Origin of the sequence: Fenollaria massiliensis (assembly GCF_000312505.2) — a bacterium.
Taxonomy (GTDB): Bacteria; Bacillota; Clostridia; order Tissierellales; family Peptoniphilaceae; genus Fenollaria; species Fenollaria massiliensis.
Map to the genome: position 1 here is coordinate 64,432 of NZ_HG326228.1, position 15,630 is coordinate 80,061.

The following is a 15,630-nucleotide window of genomic DNA, read 5'->3' on the forward strand; positions in this document are numbered from 1 at the left end:
TCGCGAATATTGTATCATATTCGCGACAAAATATCAAATATTTTTATATACACACCAATGTATACATAAGTCCATAATCTTTTTTGTCGCGTCTATACGAGTGGAAGCGGTGGTCTGTGACTGTGTCTACGCTTGAAATATATATATTTTCTTCTTTAACACCGAGGCTCATTGCATCACATTTCACTACTTGACCTAAATCTATCAAATAATGCGTTTCATCTTTTTTAAAAATAATATCTTCATAAGAAAAATTTTTTTCGAAAACATCTTTTACATCGTCCATCACTTCGAATGAATTTTTTTGTATATGTGGTCCGACATAAATTTTTAAATCTTCCGTTCTTGAACCAAGTCCCATCATTTTTTGAATTGCTTCTTTTACTATGGAGTTCGCTGTTCCTTTCCAGCCGGAGTGAACGGCTGCGATGCGTTTATTTACACAATCGTAGACTATTACTGGCAGACAATCTGCGCTCTTAATCACTAGTACGTCGCCTTTTTCGCCTATAAGTCCATCGGTATCGTCATAAAAATTTATGCCATGATCATGAGCTATGGCGATGTTATTGGAGTGCACTTGGCGTGTCACATTTATGCTTTTATAATCAAGGCCCATGTGATGCAAAATTTTCGGAAGCTCGCAAACAAAGTATTTTTCATAACCTTTTATGTTTATGGGCTTAAGGCTCATCAAGTTTTTAATGCCAAAATCGCTTAAATAATTGCTTATTAAATATTTTTCGTGTACTATTTCATAATCTTTCATAATTTTCCTCTTATATAATATGTAAAAGAAGCACCAATTAAGGTGCTTCATGTATTTTATTCAAAAAATGCTTTGTATGCTTTGTATGACATGTATGTGTCAAACTTTGATGTGATTTCGTTTGGTGCGTGCATGTTTAAAACTGCTGTACCGCAGTCAACTACTTCTGCGCCGTACTTGCTTAAAAGGTAAGCTATAGTTCCGCCGCCGCCTGCATCAACTCTACCAAGTTCGCCTGTTTGCCAAGCAACGCCTGCTTTGTCAAATATATCTCTTACATCTCTTAAGAATTCTGCGTTTGCATCGTTACATCCGCCTTTTCCGCCTGAGCCTGTGTATTTAGCGATTGCTATACCGCCGCCTAAAACTGCTGAGTTATTCTTTTCATAAACTGAATCAAAGTTTGGATCGTAGCCTGCTGTTACGTCAGCTGAAAGTACCCAAGAGTTCTTTAAGCATCTTCTAACTGTAAGAGCTGAGTAATCACCTTCAAGTGCAGCTAGTTCGTGTAAAGCGTTTTCAAGAACATAGCTTGCCATACCAGTGTTACCTTGTGAGCCAACTTCTTCCTTATCCATAAACATAGCAAGAGCTGTGTATTTATTGTCTTTCATGTCAAGTATGCCCTTAAGTCCTGCGAATGCGCAAACTCTGTCGTCTTGACCGTAGCTGAATATCATGGATCTATCTATACCTAGGTCACGTGCCTTTCCTGCTGGAACTACTTCGATTTCGGCAACTTTAAAGTCTTCTTCTTCGATGCCGTATTTTTCTTTTATAATTCTCATAACATTAGCTTTAACACGATTAGACTTATCATCGTCTTCACTTTCTAGTGGTATAGTGCCTATAAGTACGTTTAATTGTTCACCAAGTATGCCTTCAGCAAGTTTCTTTTGCATTTGTTCACGTGATAGGTGAATAAGTAGGTCAGTTATAGTGAATACTGGATCGTCATCGTCTTCACCGATTGAAATTTCAACCTTCTTTAAATCTTTTGTATAAACAACGCCGTGAAGTGCTAGAGGGATAGTAGTCCATTGGTACTTCTTAACTCCGCCGTAGTAGTGAGTCTTTAAAAAGGCAAGTTCACTTGCTTCGTATAATGGATTTTGTTTAAGGTCAAGTCTTGGGCTGTCGATGTGAGCGCCAACAACTCTCATACCATCTTCCAATTTCTTTTCGCCTATAACGAATAATAAAACTGATTTCTCTTTGTTGTTAAAATAAAGTTTATCGCCCTTTTTAATTTTAGTGCCTTTTTCAATAAGCTTTTCTGCATCTTTAAAGCCGTTAGCTTCAGCCATGCGAATGATTTCTTTAACAGCTAGTCTTTCAGTTTTTGCTTTACTTAAAAAGTCTTTGTACTCTTCGTTGTAGCTTGTGATGTTTTCAAGCACATCGTTTGAAAGATTTAGCCATGAAATTTTTTCTGCCATTGTAATTCCTCCTTTTTTTATATTATAGCATATATGGGCAAAAAATTCATCAATTTTGGGTATAAATATAAAAATCGTTATGGAGGTTTATATGTTAATTAAAAATATTAATTTTATTGATACAATTAATGATAGTATTACTAAGGTCGATATGCTTGTTGCAAATGGCGTAGTTACTGTGATTGAAGAGCATATAGATAGTGATGATGCTTGCGTGATCGATGGCGATGGCTTATACATTTCACATGGCCTTATTGATACACACGTTCACTTCAGAGACCCAGGTCAAACTTATAAAGAAGATTTAAGTACTGGAGCAGCGGCTGCAAAGCGAGGCGGCTACACAGCTGTGCTTCTTATGGCAAACACAAAACCTGTTGTTGATAGCGCTGAGACACTTGAAGATATTTTAAATAGATCAAAAAATTTAGGTATATCCATTTATCAAAACGCTACAGTTACTAAGGGTATGCTTGGCGAAGAACTTGTTGATATGGATGCACTTCATAAGGCAGGCGCAATCGGTTTTACTGATGATGGTAAGCCTATAATGAAGGCAAAACTTTTGTATGACGCTCTAATCGAAGCCAAAAAATACGATGCACCAATCAGTTTACACGAAGAAGATCCATTCTTTATTAAAAAAGCGGGCAAAAATGAAACAGCTCCAGCCATTGCCGAAGCGGTTATGGTGGCGCGCGATGCGTATCTAGCAGTAAAAGCGGACTCAAAATTAAACTTCCAACATATATCATCAGCCGATTCACTAGAAATTATTAGAAATTATAAAAAATATACGGATAAAATATTTGCCGAGGTCACTCCTCATCACTTTACATTAACAGAGGAGGCTGTTGAGAAACACGGCACTTTAGCAAAAATGAATCCGCCTTTAAGGAAGGCTGCCGATAGAGAAGCTATCATAGAAGCTATAAAAGACGGCACCATAGACATAATTGCGACTGATCATGCGCCTCATGCAGCTGAAGAAAAGGCAAAGGATTTCTTTAGTGCTCCGAGCGGCATCATAGGCCTTGAAACAGCTCTGCCACTTGCAATAAGTGAGCTTCACCACAAGCATGGTATTGATTTAATAAAAATTATTAAGATGCTTACTATTAATCCAGCAAGGCTTTATGGACTTGAAGAGGGCAGTATAAAGGTCGGCTCGAAGGCTGATTTAGTAATTTTTGATATAAACAAAGAATTTATATATGAAAAATCTTCATCTAAGTCGCAAAATTCACCATTCTTAGGTGAAAAATTAAAAGGAAAAGTTATGTATACGATAAAAAATGGAGAGGTGGTTTACAGTGAAGACGATAGGTTTAATTGTTAATCCAAAGGCTGGCGTCGGCGGCTCCGTTGCACTAAAGGGCTCGGACGGCGAGGCTATATATGAAGAAGCCATAAAGCGTGGCGCGAGTGAAAAAGCGCATCTAAGATGCGAAGAAGCTTTTAGTCACCTACTTGATATAAAGGACGAGTTCAAGGTTTTTACAGGAAATCACAGGCTTGGCGAGGACGAGATGAAAAAACTTGGACTAAATTATGAAGTCGTTTACGAGACAGATGCTGATACAACGGCTGAAGATACGAAAAATGCTTTGAAAGAGATACTTAAGAAAGACGTTGACATGATTGTATTTGCAGGGGGAGACGGAACAGCTCGTGATGTTTACGACGCAGTGGGCTTAACAAAGCCCGTGATAGGCATACCTGCTGGAACTAAGATGCATAGCTCAGTTTTTGGCGTTTCGCCAAAATCCGCTTCAGAAGTCATCAGAGCCTTTATATTAGATGAATCCTACGAAATAATCGAGTCAGAGGTCATGGATATAGATGAGGATGCATTCAGAAAAGAGATTTTAAACGTAAAACTTTATGGCGCTCTAAATGTAGTCAACAAGGGAAAGATGATGCAAGTGGGTAAGAGTCCTCAAAGTGCATCAGAAAACGCAGATCTTGAATCCATCGCTCAATTCGTTGTTGATGAAATGAAGGACGATACGCTATATATAGTCGGAAGTGGCTCAACCATTCGTCCAGTTATGAACCTTCTAGGCCTTGAAAATTCACTACTTGGCGTCGATCTTGTATATAATAAGAAACTTATCAAAAAAGATGCGAGCGAGAGTGAAATTTATGAGGCACTAAAAAAATATCCTAAGAGAAAAATTATCGTTACCATCATTGGCGGACAAGGCTACATCTTCGGTCGTGGCAATCAACAGTTCTCTTCGAGAGTAATTAGAGAAGTAGGCAAGGAAAATATCATAGTCATAGCAACACAATCGAAGATTAATAATATCGCTGGCGGCGACTTGCTTGCAGACACAGGTGACGACGCGACAAACGAGTACCTAGCAGGCTACTACAACGTTATCGTTGACTATAATTACATGAAGCTCATAAAACTAGTTTATTTGTAAAAAATATTAGTTTTACGAAAATATTTTGTAAAAAGCCTTGACAAATTTTATAAACATAGTATAATATTCTCTGTGATAAATAGAAATAATACTTGATATAGAGGAAAGAGGAGAATATGAGTAAATTAAAACGCAAATGGAGAAAGAGTAAGTCACTCGCAAGAACATTCGCACTAGTACTTAGTATTGTGATGGTTTTGTCGATAGTGTTACCGATATTAATAAATAATTAATTATATAAATTAGCTTCCTAAGAGGAAGCTAATTTTTTACTAAATTTTCATTCAAATGCGCCCTTGCACTCGTTCCCTCCTTGGCAATGCTCGAGTACATTTGTACACTCCGCTTGCCTCGTCAGTCCACATCGTGCAATCATCACATTTGCTCTGAAAATTTTAATGAATAGATCTAAATATAAGATTTTTCGCTTGTGATTATATAGTTACTTACACGAAATATATTTTTTACCAATACTAGAAAAGTGATTTTCACGAGCAAAGCATTCGGAGAAAACTGTATTTAGCGAGAAAAGATATGTTCCAAAAGCAGCGCATTGAGACAAATTGCTTCAATTGCTTAGAGAAGTGAGCTGCCCAAGTGTCTTGCACCAAGGTTCTCGTTCGTAAGAACGAGGTTCTTCAAAATTCATCTAGTGGAGCGCAGCGTAACGAATATGAATTTTCAAGCGAACGAACTTAGCAATTGTCAATTTGTTGAACTAAGCTGCGTGGAACTATCTTTTCGATGTGCAAGCTTAGAAATTATCAGTTTTCGTAGATTAGCAAGCGAAGAAAAACACTTTTTGTTGACATAAACAATTAAGTATTTAAGCTACTTTGCTCAACACTACTTCCCAAACTCTAAAAATATTTGACTTTGGGAAGTAGATGTGCTATGATTAACTTAGCAGGTGAGATTATGAAAATTATTAAAAGAGAAAAGTACTTAGACAGACTCATAGGACTTAAAAATACGCCAGACATAAAAATTATCACAGGTATGAGGCGTTCTGGCAAGTCTGAGCTTCTTAAGAACTATATAAAGTATCTTGAAGAAAATGATAAAAATGCGAACATTATCTATATTGACCTTCAGTTATTAGAAAATGAAGATTTACTTGACTACAAAGAGCTTAATCGCTACATCGTAGGTCATTATCAAGAGGCTAAAAATAATTATCTTTTCATAGATGAAGTGCAATTATGTAAACATTTTGAGAAAACTATTAACAGTCTTCACTCGCAAAAGCTCTTTGACATATACCTAACTGGGTCAAATGCATTTTTGCTAAGTAGCGACTTAGCTACACTTTTTACAGGTAGATACATTGGTGTAGAGATATTTCCATTCTCATTTAAAGAGTTTATGGAATATTTTGAATACGATGATATTGACAAGGCTTTTGGGGCATACATTGATATGGGCGGCATGGCTGGCTCATACGTCTACACTAATGACGAGGACAGAAAGGCTTATTTGAAGAGTGTTTACGAGACAAGCATAATGCGCGATTTGGTTCAAAGGCACGATATCAGAGACAAGGTGCTACTAAAAAAGCTAGGAGATTTTATGCTTTCGAATATAGCTAACCTCACTTCATTAAGGAAGATTGCGGATACTTTAAAAAGCGACAAACAGTCTGTTAATCACAAGACTATAGCTGATTATGTCTCGTATTTGTGTGAATCTTTCTTGTTTTACAAGATGAATAGATACGACATACAAGGCAAATCATACCTTGCTACCATAGAAAAGTATTATTTAGTTGACCATGGCTTTAGATCGGCTATACTAGGCACCAAAAACATGGACTATGGCAGAATATATGAGAACATGGTTGCCATCGAGTTATATAGAAGAGGCTACGAAGTTTACGTCGGAAAACTTTATGAAAAAGAGGTAGACTTTGTTGCGATGAAGGCAAGTGAGAAGATATATATACAAGTATCAGATGATATAAGTACTGAAAAAACTATGAAGAGAGAGTTAGAGCCACTTCTTTCTATAAGGGATGCTTATCCAAAACTTATTATCTCAAATACAAAACATCCGATGACGCTTATGGAAGGGGTTAAAATATATGATTTAGCTAGATGGCTGTCAGATGAGAAAAATATTTAGTTTATTTATAAAGAACTTAGTTAATACTAGGTTCTTTTTTATTCTACAATCAAGCACTTAAGCAGCTTCCCTCAATCCTATTTCCCAAACTCTAAAAAAATTTGACTTTGGGAAGTATAAATCCATTATCATGCTAAAATAATAAAAATAAGACTTTAGTATTAATTTTTCTAAACACAATTTTTAAAGGCGCGGCCATTACATAAACCTAAACTATTTATATATTTATGTCGATAATTTAATAATTATTATCTTGAAAAATCATCTCGCTTATACTATAATGTGTATGTAGGAAATTTTTAAACACAATATATAGATAGGAGGACTTATGTTAAAGGTAGAAAAGCGTAATGGCAATGTGGTCGATTTTGAGCAAGACAAGATTAAAATTGCCATTGAAAAGGCGATGAAAGAAACTGATAAGGGGATTGATGAAGAGGTTTCTCAAAAAATCGCGAGTGAAGTTTTTGAAGAGTTAAAGAACAAGGAACTTGTTGATATAGAGGATATACAAGACTTAGTTGAATTCTCTCTAATGAAGTATAGACCAGAGGTTGCGAAGAAATACATTCTTTACAGACAAGAAAGAACTAAGCTTAGAGAAAAGGGCTGGGACATGACGGCTCTACAAAGGGACATCTACGACAAGAAATATCGCTACGATGGCGAGTCTTTCAACGATTTCCTTAGTAGAGTTAGTGGCGGAAGTGAATATATCAAAAAGGCTATCAAGGATAAAAAGTTTATGCCGGCTGGTAGGATACTTGCAGGACGCGGTCTTGACAAGCTTGGCAGAAAGATCACTTTATCTAACTGCTATGTAATGCCAAAGGTCGAAGACAGTATCGAATCTATCTTTGATACAGCGAAATACCTTGCTAGAACTTATAGTTATGGCGGTGGCTGCGGTGTAAACATATCAAAGCTTCGTCCAAAGGGAGCAAGGGTCAATAACGCGGCGCTTACTACGACTGGATCCGTTTCATTTATGGACTTATTCAGCTTAGTAACTGGTCTTATAGGCATGCGCGGCAGACGTGGCGCACTTATGCTAAACATGGACTCATCTCACCCAGACATAGAAGAGTTCATTAACGTGAAGAATGACCTTGACAAGGTGACTTACGCAAACATTTCTGTCAATGTTGATGACGAGTTTATGAAAGCGGTTAAAAACGATACAGAATATGACCTACACTTCACTGTTGAAGCCAACGGTCAAGAGATACACAAAAAGGTTAGAGCCAAAGAATTATTTGAAAAGCTAGCCTACAATAACTGGAACGACGCTGAGCCAGGCATTTTATTTAAAGATAGAATTGATTCGTGGCACTTAATGAGCGAGTTCGACGATTTTGAGTTTGCAGGAGTAAATCCATGCGCAGAAGAGCCACTACCAGCCTTTGGTAGCTGTAACCTATCTTCAATAAACATCTCAAATTTTGTTAAATATCCATTCAAGGAAGATGCTTATTTTGATTTTGAAGATTTTAAAGTAGCCGTTAAACATGGCGTAAGATTCTTAAATGGAGTTCTTGACGAAAACGCAGAGCTTCATCCACTTAAAGAGCAAAGGGAAGTAGCTAAAAATCTAAGACAAATCGGTTTGGGACTTATGGGTGTAGCTGACATGTTTATCAAATTAGGCATAAGATATGGCTCAGACGAGTCCATTGAATTAATCAAAAAAATCGGTAGAGTCATGATAAACGAAGCACTTAGAGAGTCAGCTATGCTTGCGAAAAAAGACGGACCATTCCCAATGTATAGAGAAAAAGAATTCTTAGCATCAAAATTCCTTCAAAAGAACGCCGATCCAGACGTAATCGAATTAATTAAGGAAAATGGTATAAGAAACTCACAATTATTAACAATGGCGCCAACAGGCTCAATCTCAACACTACTTGGCTGCTCCAACGGTGTTGAGCCAATTTTCCAAATCTCATACACAAGAAAAACTGAAAGTTTAAACAACGAAGACACTTACTACAAAGTTTATACAGAGATAGTTCGTGAATACATGGATGCTCACGGCATTAGAGACGAAGAAGATTTGCCGGACTTTATCATAACAAGTAAAGACCTTGATTACAAGGACAGAATACTTGTTCAATCCGCTTGGCAAGAGTTTATCGACGCGTCAATATCTTCAACATGCAACGTTCCAAATGAGTTTACAGTTGAACAAGTCGAAGAGCTTTACATGTTTGCTTGGGAAAAAGGCCTTAAGGGCGTAACTATCTATAGAGATGGCTGCCAAAGAGCTGGCATATTGATCTCGAATAATAAAAAGTCTACTAAAGAAAAGATAGACGAGCTTCAAGGCGAGATCGATGCGCTTGCAAAGAACGCACTTGCAGAAAACCCTGATGTTTGCCCAATGTGCGGCGGCAAGATGAATCACTCAGGCGGCTGCAGAGAGTGCCAAGACTGCGGTTATAGTCCTTGCTCAATCTAATTTAATATATTTATCAAAGGATCCTGATTATTTTCGGGATCTTTTTTGTGCAATGATTACGGTTTTGATATGATATTTTTTGAAAGAATATATTTAAATAAATTATTTCAAGCTTATCCCATTAAAAAAGAGCCATCCATATTGATGACTCTTGATATACATATTAATTTTTCTTCTCTAATATGCCTTTATTTTCTTTAAGTAATTCGGATAATTTTTTAAGCTCATCACGAACGTGTTTTTTCTCTTCGTCTGTGTAATGACCCCCGATTACGCTCTCTACAAAGTTAACTCTGTGGTCAACCACTTCGTCTAAAACGTGTATACCTTTTTCAAGAGGCGAGATACGTATAACTCTTTTGTCTTTTTCATCTTTTTTTCTTTCAACAAAACCAAGTTTTTCCATCCTATCGATAAGGTCTGTTACAGTTGAAAATGCAAGGCCCATGGATCTACTTAAATCACCTATGCTGATCGGGTTGTCTTTATATTTCACTATAAATTGAAGTGCGGTAAACTGTGGCGGTGTAACGCCTAAGCTTGACAAAACCTTTCTTCCTTCTACCCTTACAGCAAAGTCTGCTCTTCTTAAGAAAAGCTCTATATCACGAATTGTATCGTTCATCTTCTCCTCCTTAAAGATATTTGCAATATCAATATATAAATTATATAATAATTTAATTATTTTGTCAAATTTTCTTTTTCAGAGCAAGATGCACAGCCAACTTGTTTAGAGCAAGATGCACAGCCAACTTGACCGAATAAGTGATGTACCTTGATTGCGTTTACTGGACAATGTCTTACGCAGTCATTACATCTTATGCATTCTGGCGAATTTGGGTTTTCGTATGTCTTTATACCAAATTTACAAACTTTCTCGCATTTTCTACAGTGTATACATGATGAATCGATGGAGAAGTTATAAAAACTGATTTTATTAAAAAGACCATAGATAGCGCCTAATGGGCAGATGAAGCGGCAGAAGACTCTGTATGAGAATATGCTTACTAAGACAACTACTATCAAAATTGTTAATTTTGAGAAGAAAAGTGTTCCAAGCATTTGTCTTAAATCTGCATTTTTAGCAATTAGTGGAAGACCTCCCTCTAAAATGCCTTGTGGGCAGATAAGTTTACAAAAGTATGGATTACTTGAACCAAAATCATCTTTAAGTAGTAGTGGCATGCCTATTACAAAAACTGCTAGAATCACGTATTTTATGTAGCTTAAGTATTTAGCGATACTTGGTTTTATCACAAGCTTCTTTGTCTTGATCTTGTATAAAAGGTCTTGAATTAGTCCAAATGGGCAAAGGAAGCCGCAGATGAATCTACCTAAAAGTATGCCAAACAAGAATAAAAATCCTAGTACATAAAAAGCTATAGCGTGTGCAGGTGAGCCGATACATGCTTGCAAGGAGCCTATAGGGCAGGCTCCAAGCGCAGCTGGGCAAGAGTAGCAGTTAAGTGTTGGTACACAAAATTGTTTTAAATTGCCTTGATATATTTTGCCTTTTAAATAATTTGGTAAGATGGGGTTCGACGCAAAGAAAAATAATACTTGCGAGATCCATCTTTTTGATTTTTTAACTATCTTCATAATTCTAACCCAGTCCTATGCATTCAAAACAGATATTGGCAGCTTTTTTAAGTACTGTCAAATAATCAAGTCTTTTGTATCCTACGAATAAGAAAGCTATGGCCATGGCTAGAAATACATATTGTGTTACTTTCTTTTTCTTCATACTATTTCATCTCTTTCGGAACGTATTGTTCACAAAGTTCTTTAAATCCTTCGTAGCTTTGAGCACCGATGATAGGTGAGCCAACGATATTGCCTTCTTTGTCAAGAACAAATGTAGTTGGATAGCCTGTTACAGCTGCTAAGAATTTATTGTGCATCTCGTCTGTTGGAACAAGATTTGGATAAGCACATCCTTTGCTTTCAACGATTCTCTTTGCAAGAGCGATTATATCTTCACGGTTTTGTTTTAAAGCGTCGCTCATATTATCACTTGCTGGACTTATATCAGAAACGATTCCTAAGAAACCAATTTTGTCCTTGTATTCTTCATAAACCTTAGCAAGGTCTGGCATTTCTTTCTTGCATGGTCCGCAGAAAGTTCCCCAAACATTTACTATAGTATATTCATGTTCAGCTAAAAAGTCTTTTGCAACAAATTTTTTACCATAAATATCTTCTGAATCAAAATTAAATTTTGCGCTAGTACCTTCTTGGCTACCGTCAATGCTAAGTGGTTTAGCTACTTTTATAGATTTTTTAACATTGTCAAGATCTTCGTATAATTTATCATAAATGTCTTGATCTTCGCCAGTAAGTCCTTCAGCCTTATTCATGTATGACCATACAAAGTTGTATCCATCAACACTTGCTAATTTTTCGTTATTGTCAAAACCAGTTAAAGCCTTTAAGCCTTCGTCATCCTTTGGCATTTTGTCATCAGCTATAACATTTACAGCCCAAATCTTAGAAAATTCATTGATAACCTTGTCAAGCTCTTCCTTTTTCTTGTCTTCGCTTAAAGATTGGTCCGTAAGTAATTTTGCATAAGCGTTAGCTTGTTCAGTTGTAGCAAAGCTTGATTTAACTCCGCCGTATATGTCGCCAGCGTGATCTCTTTTTTCAAGAAGCTCGTTATAAACGTGAATATTTTCGAATGGTTTTCCCCAAACTTCTGGGTTTAGAGTGTATTTAACGCCACTAGTCTTGATGGCAACAGTACCTTTATCCATGTCTTCTTCAGTTGATTTGATCTCACTTTGATCAACAACGTGATCTCCTCCAGATGACTTGTTACAACTAAATAAGAATAAACTTGTCATCATTAGTAGTAATAATAATTTTTTTAAATTCTTCATTTCTTTCCCTCCATAATTTAAATGAATATTTCGTTTTACAAAAAGATTATACAATATAAAAAAATCATTTACAAGTGAAATGGACCAAATAATATATACAAAATAGTAACAAAAGATTTATTAAAAAATCCTTTCATATTATATATATATTGACATTACTCATCATAATATAACTCCTATATCGGTTTAGTACAATTAAAAGATAAATTATGTAAATATCTCTTGTAAAATTAAATCTATTGTGTTAGAATAGATATGTAAGCTAATATTATAAAAGGAGTGATTTTATGGAAAAAGGAGTTAGAGTTTATTCAGAAATTGGTAAACTTAGAAAAGTAATCCTTCATAGACCTGGTGAAGAAATTAACAACGTATCACCAGATACTATGCAAGAACTACTTTTTGACGAAGTACCTTATTTGGATCAAGCACTAAGAGAACATGATTTCTTCGCAAACATTTTAAAAGAAAGTGGCTGTGAAGTTTATTATCTAGAAGACTTAGTTGCTGACGTAATTAAGGACAAAAATCTAAAGGAAAGCTTAATCGAAGAATTCTTAGACGAAGCTGACCTACACACACCTAATGAAAGATACATCATGAAGGACATCTTACTACAACAAAAGACTGATAAAGATATGGTTATGAAGATGATAGCTGGTACAAGAATGACTGAGCTTACTAAGAGAAGCAAAGAAACACTTGCTGATTTCTCAGATGCTGACAGATATTTCTTAACAGTACCAATGCCAAACGCTTACTTCACAAGAGACCCATTCGCAAATATCGGTCACGGTGTTGCTATCAACAAGATGTGGTCAAATGTTAGAAGAAGAGAAACATTATTTGGTAAATATATCTATGACCATCACGAAATGTTCAAGGGAGTAGACGTACCTAGATGGTATGACAGAACAGATACTTTCCACACAGAAGGTGGAGACCAACTTATTCTTACTAAAGATGTACTAGCAGTAGGTATCTCTCAAAGAACTGAAGCAGCAGCACTTCAAAAATTAGCTGAAAACGTTTTGAACGCTGGCGAATTTAAGACAGTTCTTGCAATTAACATCCCTCAATCACACGCATTCATGCACCTTGACACAGTATTCACAATGATCGATAAGGATAAATTCACTATCCATCCAGAAGTTGAAGGACCTCTAGTAGTTTACTCAATGGTTAAAGACGGTGACAAGATCGTTATTACTGAAGAAAAGGACTCACTAGATAAGATTTTAGCTCACTACCTAGGCTTAGATGCAGTTGATCTAATCAGATGCGGCGGCGGACTAGGAATTGACGCTCAAAGAGAACAATGGAACGACGGATCAAACACATTAGCGATTGCTCCAGGCGAAGTTGTAGTATATGACAGAAACGTAGTAACTAATGATTTACTTGAAAAAGAAGGAATCAAATTACACAGAATGCCATCATATGAACTTTCAAGAGGTAGAGGCGGCCCAAGATGTATGTCTATGCCACTTTACAGAGAAGATGTTAAATAATTAAAAAATTCTAAAATACGGAGGTTATTAAAGAATGGCAGTTAATTTACACGGCAGAAATTTCATCACACTAAAAGATTTTAAACCAGATGAAATCCACTACCTATTAAACCTAGCTAGCGACTTAAAAGCTAAGAAGAGAGCAGGTATTAAAGGTGATTTACTAGATAGAAAGAACATCGTACTTTTATTTGAAAAAACAAGTACAAGAACAAGATGTTCATTCGAAGTTGCTTGTATGGACGAAGGTGGCCAAGTTACATTCTTAGGCTCACAAGACTCACAAATGGGCAAAAAAGAATCAATCGAAGATACTGCAAAAGTATTAGGTAGATTCTACGATGGTATCGAATTTAGAGGATTTAAACAAGAAACAGTTGATACACTTGCTAAACACGCAGGAGTACCAGTTTGGAACGGTTTAACAGACCTTTACCATCCAACACAAATCTTAGCTGACTTCATGACAGTTAAAGAATATGTTCCAAAGCCATTTAACGAAGTTAAATTCGTTTACGTAGGCGACGCTAGAAATAACATGGGTAACTCCCTAATGATAGGCGCTGCTAAGATGGGTATGCACTTTGTTGCTTTAGCTCCAAAGGAATTATGGCCATCAAAAGAACTTGTTAAGGAAATGGAAGAAGTTTCCAAAGTAACAGGTGCAACTATCGAATTCGAAGAAGACGTTAAGAAAGCAGTTGAAGGCGCAGACGTTATCTACACAGACGTTTGGGTATCAATGGGTGAAGAAGATAAATTCGAAGAAAGAATTAAACTTCTAAAACCATATCAAGTAAATATGGACATGATCAAAGCTACAGGCAACGAACATGTTGTATTCTTACACTGCTTACCAAGCTTCCACGACCTTAACACTAAGATCGGCGCTGAAATTGGCGAAAAATACGGCTTAAAAGAAATGGAAGTTACTGACGAAGTATTCAGAAGCAAGTACTCAAGAGTATTTGACGAAGCTGAAAACAGAATGCATACTATAAAAGCAGTTATGGTTGCTACTATAGGAAAACTATAGAATGAAGGTAGTAGTTGCATTAGGAGGCAACGCTCTAGGAAAAACTTGTGCAGAACAAAAAGAATTAGTTAAGAAGACAGCAAAACCAATCGTCGACTTAATCGAACAAGGTAACAAAGTTACCATAGCTCATGGCAACGGCCCTCAAGTAGGACTTATCAACAACGCATTCAAAGGCGATATGCCATTTGCTGAATGCGGCGCAATGAGCCAAGGCTACATTGGATACCACTTACAAAATGCCATCAAGGCAGAACTAAAGGAAAGAGGCATCAAAAAGAACGTAGCAACAGTTATTACACAAGTTTTAGTAGATAAAGATGACAAAGCATTCCAAAATCCAACTAAGCCAATCGGTCTATTCTATACAAAAGAAGAAGCTGAAAAGCTTATGGCCGCAACAGGCGACACATACATTGAAGACGCAGGTAGAGGCTACAGAAAAGTTATAGCTTCACCAAAGCCAATCGATGTTATAGAAAAGGATGTTATCAGTCACTTAATCGAAGCTGGAGACGTTGTAATCACAGTTGGCGGCGGCGGAATCCCAGTTGTTGCAAACGGCGAAGGCTACGAAGGAGTAGCAGCTGTTATCGACAAAGACTTCGCTTCAGAAAAACTTGCTGAGATAGTTGATGCAGATCAATTAATCATATTAACAGCAGTTGAAAAAGTTGCCATAAACTTCGGTAAAGAAAATCAAGAAGAGCTTGACAAAGTAACAGTAGATGAGATGAAAAAGTACTCAGAAGAAGGTCACTTCGCAAAAGGATCCATGCTTCCAAAAGTTGAAGCAGCAATCATGTTTGCCGAATCAAAACCTGGTAGAGTTAGCTTAATCACATCACTTGAAAAAGCAGGCGAAGGTATCGAAGGAAAAACTGGAACAATAATTTCTAAATAATAGAAATATATGAAAGAGCAGATTAATTTCTGCTCTTTTTGTTTAGAAAGAATTAGCCATGGGTATATATCTAGTGACAAA

At 36.5% G+C, this 15,630-nt stretch carries 13 protein-coding genes; 7 read left to right on the plus strand and 6 right to left on the minus strand.

What is annotated here, in order from left to right:
- Window positions 1-43 precede the first annotated feature (43 nt).
- Together pgeF and BN30_RS07285 are read right to left on the minus strand one after the other, a co-directional pair.
- Window positions 44-769: a peptidoglycan editing factor PgeF gene (gene pgeF / locus BN30_RS07280; RefSeq protein WP_019214847.1), complete on the minus strand. Its 726-nt coding sequence runs from the start codon at window positions 767-769 to the stop codon at window positions 44-46.
- Window positions 770-825: 56 nt separating this feature from the next.
- Window positions 826-2,208 carry an aminopeptidase gene (locus BN30_RS07285; protein ID WP_019214848.1) on the minus strand — a complete coding sequence of 461 codons (1,383 nt, stop codon included), beginning with the start codon at window positions 2,206-2,208 and terminating at the stop codon, window positions 826-828.
- 91 nt (window positions 2,209-2,299) lie between these two features.
- Here BN30_RS07285 and BN30_RS07290 point away from each other — a divergent pair, with 91 nt between their 5' ends.
- From BN30_RS07290 to BN30_RS07305, 4 genes are all read left to right on the plus strand, one after another.
- On the plus strand, window positions 2,300-3,547 hold the full coding sequence (locus BN30_RS07290; protein WP_019214849.1) for a dihydroorotase: 1,248 nt from the start codon (window positions 2,300-2,302) through the stop codon (window positions 3,545-3,547).
- Window positions 3,522-4,640 (plus strand): ATP-NAD kinase family protein, encoded by a 1,119-nt coding sequence (locus BN30_RS07295; protein ID WP_019214850.1) that lies wholly within the window; start codon window positions 3,522-3,524, stop codon window positions 4,638-4,640. The genes BN30_RS07290 and BN30_RS07295 overlap by 26 nt, the downstream gene beginning before the upstream one ends.
- 918 nt (window positions 4,641-5,558) lie before the next feature.
- Window positions 5,559-6,761: an ATP-binding protein gene (locus tag BN30_RS07300; protein ID WP_019214851.1), complete on the plus strand. Its 1,203-nt coding sequence runs from the start codon at window positions 5,559-5,561 to the stop codon at window positions 6,759-6,761.
- 328 nt (window positions 6,762-7,089) lie between these two features.
- The gene (locus BN30_RS07305; protein WP_019214852.1) at window positions 7,090-9,219 is read left to right on the plus strand and encodes an adenosylcobalamin-dependent ribonucleoside-diphosphate reductase; all 2,130 of its coding nucleotides are present in this window, start codon (window positions 7,090-7,092) and stop codon (window positions 9,217-9,219) included.
- Window positions 9,220-9,382: 163 nt separating this feature from the next.
- Here the strand turns inward: BN30_RS07305 and BN30_RS07310 are convergent, their stop codons facing one another.
- Genes BN30_RS07310 through BN30_RS09685 form a run of 4 tightly spaced genes read right to left on the minus strand, consistent with a single transcriptional unit; the run spans window position 9,383 to window position 12,098 of the window.
- Window positions 9,383-9,844 (minus strand): MarR family winged helix-turn-helix transcriptional regulator, encoded by a 462-nt coding sequence (locus BN30_RS07310; protein ID WP_019214853.1) that lies wholly within the window; start codon window positions 9,842-9,844, stop codon window positions 9,383-9,385.
- A gap of 56 nt (window positions 9,845-9,900) precedes the next feature.
- On the minus strand, window positions 9,901-10,818 hold the full coding sequence (locus tag BN30_RS07315; protein ID WP_019214854.1) for a 4Fe-4S binding protein: 918 nt from the start codon (window positions 10,816-10,818) through the stop codon (window positions 9,901-9,903).
- A gap of 4 nt (window positions 10,819-10,822) precedes the next feature.
- The gene (locus BN30_RS10115; RefSeq protein ID WP_019214855.1) at window positions 10,823-10,963 is read right to left on the minus strand and encodes a CD1871A family CXXC motif-containing protein; all 141 of its coding nucleotides are present in this window, start codon (window positions 10,961-10,963) and stop codon (window positions 10,823-10,825) included.
- A 1-nt stretch (window position 10,964) separates the two neighbouring features.
- Entirely contained in the window at window positions 10,965-12,098 is a 1,134-nt protein-coding gene (locus BN30_RS09685; protein ID WP_019214856.1) for a TlpA family protein disulfide reductase, read from the minus strand.
- A 287-nt stretch (window positions 12,099-12,385) separates the two neighbouring features.
- Between BN30_RS09685 and arcA the strand changes: the two genes are divergently transcribed.
- Genes arcA through arcC form a run of 3 tightly spaced genes read left to right on the plus strand, consistent with a single transcriptional unit; the run spans window position 12,386 to window position 15,549 of the window.
- Window positions 12,386-13,609: an arginine deiminase gene (arcA, locus tag BN30_RS07330; RefSeq protein WP_019214857.1), complete on the plus strand. Its 1,224-nt coding sequence runs from the start codon at window positions 12,386-12,388 to the stop codon at window positions 13,607-13,609.
- A 34-nt stretch (window positions 13,610-13,643) separates the two neighbouring features.
- The gene (argF, locus tag BN30_RS07335) at window positions 13,644-14,645 is read left to right on the plus strand and encodes an ornithine carbamoyltransferase (protein ID WP_019214858.1); all 1,002 of its coding nucleotides are present in this window, start codon (window positions 13,644-13,646) and stop codon (window positions 14,643-14,645) included.
- Between the two features lies 1 nt (window position 14,646).
- On the plus strand, window positions 14,647-15,549 hold the full coding sequence (gene arcC / locus BN30_RS07340) for a carbamate kinase (protein ID WP_019214859.1): 903 nt from the start codon (window positions 14,647-14,649) through the stop codon (window positions 15,547-15,549).
- Window positions 15,550-15,630: the final 81 nt, after the last annotated feature.

What these genes read in the sequence shown, in the direction of transcription:
- BN30_RS07315 (WP_019214854.1), bottom strand. Translation starts at nt 10,818, where the DNA reads ATGAAGATAGTTAAAAAATCAAAAAGATGGATCTCGCAAGTATTATTT.
- BN30_RS07300 (WP_019214851.1), top strand. Translation starts at nt 5,559, where the DNA reads ATGAAAATTATTAAAAGAGAAAAGTACTTAGACAGACTCATAGGACTT.
- BN30_RS09685 (WP_019214856.1), bottom strand. Translation starts at nt 12,098, where the DNA reads ATGAAGAATTTAAAAAAATTATTATTACTACTAATGATGACAAGTTTA.
- arcA (WP_019214857.1), top strand. Translation starts at nt 12,386, where the DNA reads ATGGAAAAAGGAGTTAGAGTTTATTCAGAAATTGGTAAACTTAGAAAA.
- BN30_RS07310 (WP_019214853.1), bottom strand. Translation starts at nt 9,844, where the DNA reads ATGAACGATACAATTCGTGATATAGAGCTTTTCTTAAGAAGAGCAGAC.
- argF (WP_019214858.1), top strand. Translation starts at nt 13,644, where the DNA reads ATGGCAGTTAATTTACACGGCAGAAATTTCATCACACTAAAAGATTTT.
- pgeF (WP_019214847.1), bottom strand. Translation starts at nt 769, where the DNA reads ATGAAAGATTATGAAATAGTACACGAAAAATATTTAATAAGCAATTAT.
- BN30_RS07290 (WP_019214849.1), top strand. Translation starts at nt 2,300, where the DNA reads ATGTTAATTAAAAATATTAATTTTATTGATACAATTAATGATAGTATT.
- BN30_RS07285 (WP_019214848.1), bottom strand. Translation starts at nt 2,208, where the DNA reads ATGGCAGAAAAAATTTCATGGCTAAATCTTTCAAACGATGTGCTTGAA.
- BN30_RS07305 (WP_019214852.1), top strand. Translation starts at nt 7,090, where the DNA reads ATGTTAAAGGTAGAAAAGCGTAATGGCAATGTGGTCGATTTTGAGCAA.
- arcC (WP_019214859.1), top strand. Translation starts at nt 14,647, where the DNA reads ATGAAGGTAGTAGTTGCATTAGGAGGCAACGCTCTAGGAAAAACTTGT.
- BN30_RS10115 (WP_019214855.1), bottom strand. Translation starts at nt 10,963, where the DNA reads ATGAAGAAAAAGAAAGTAACACAATATGTATTTCTAGCCATGGCCATA.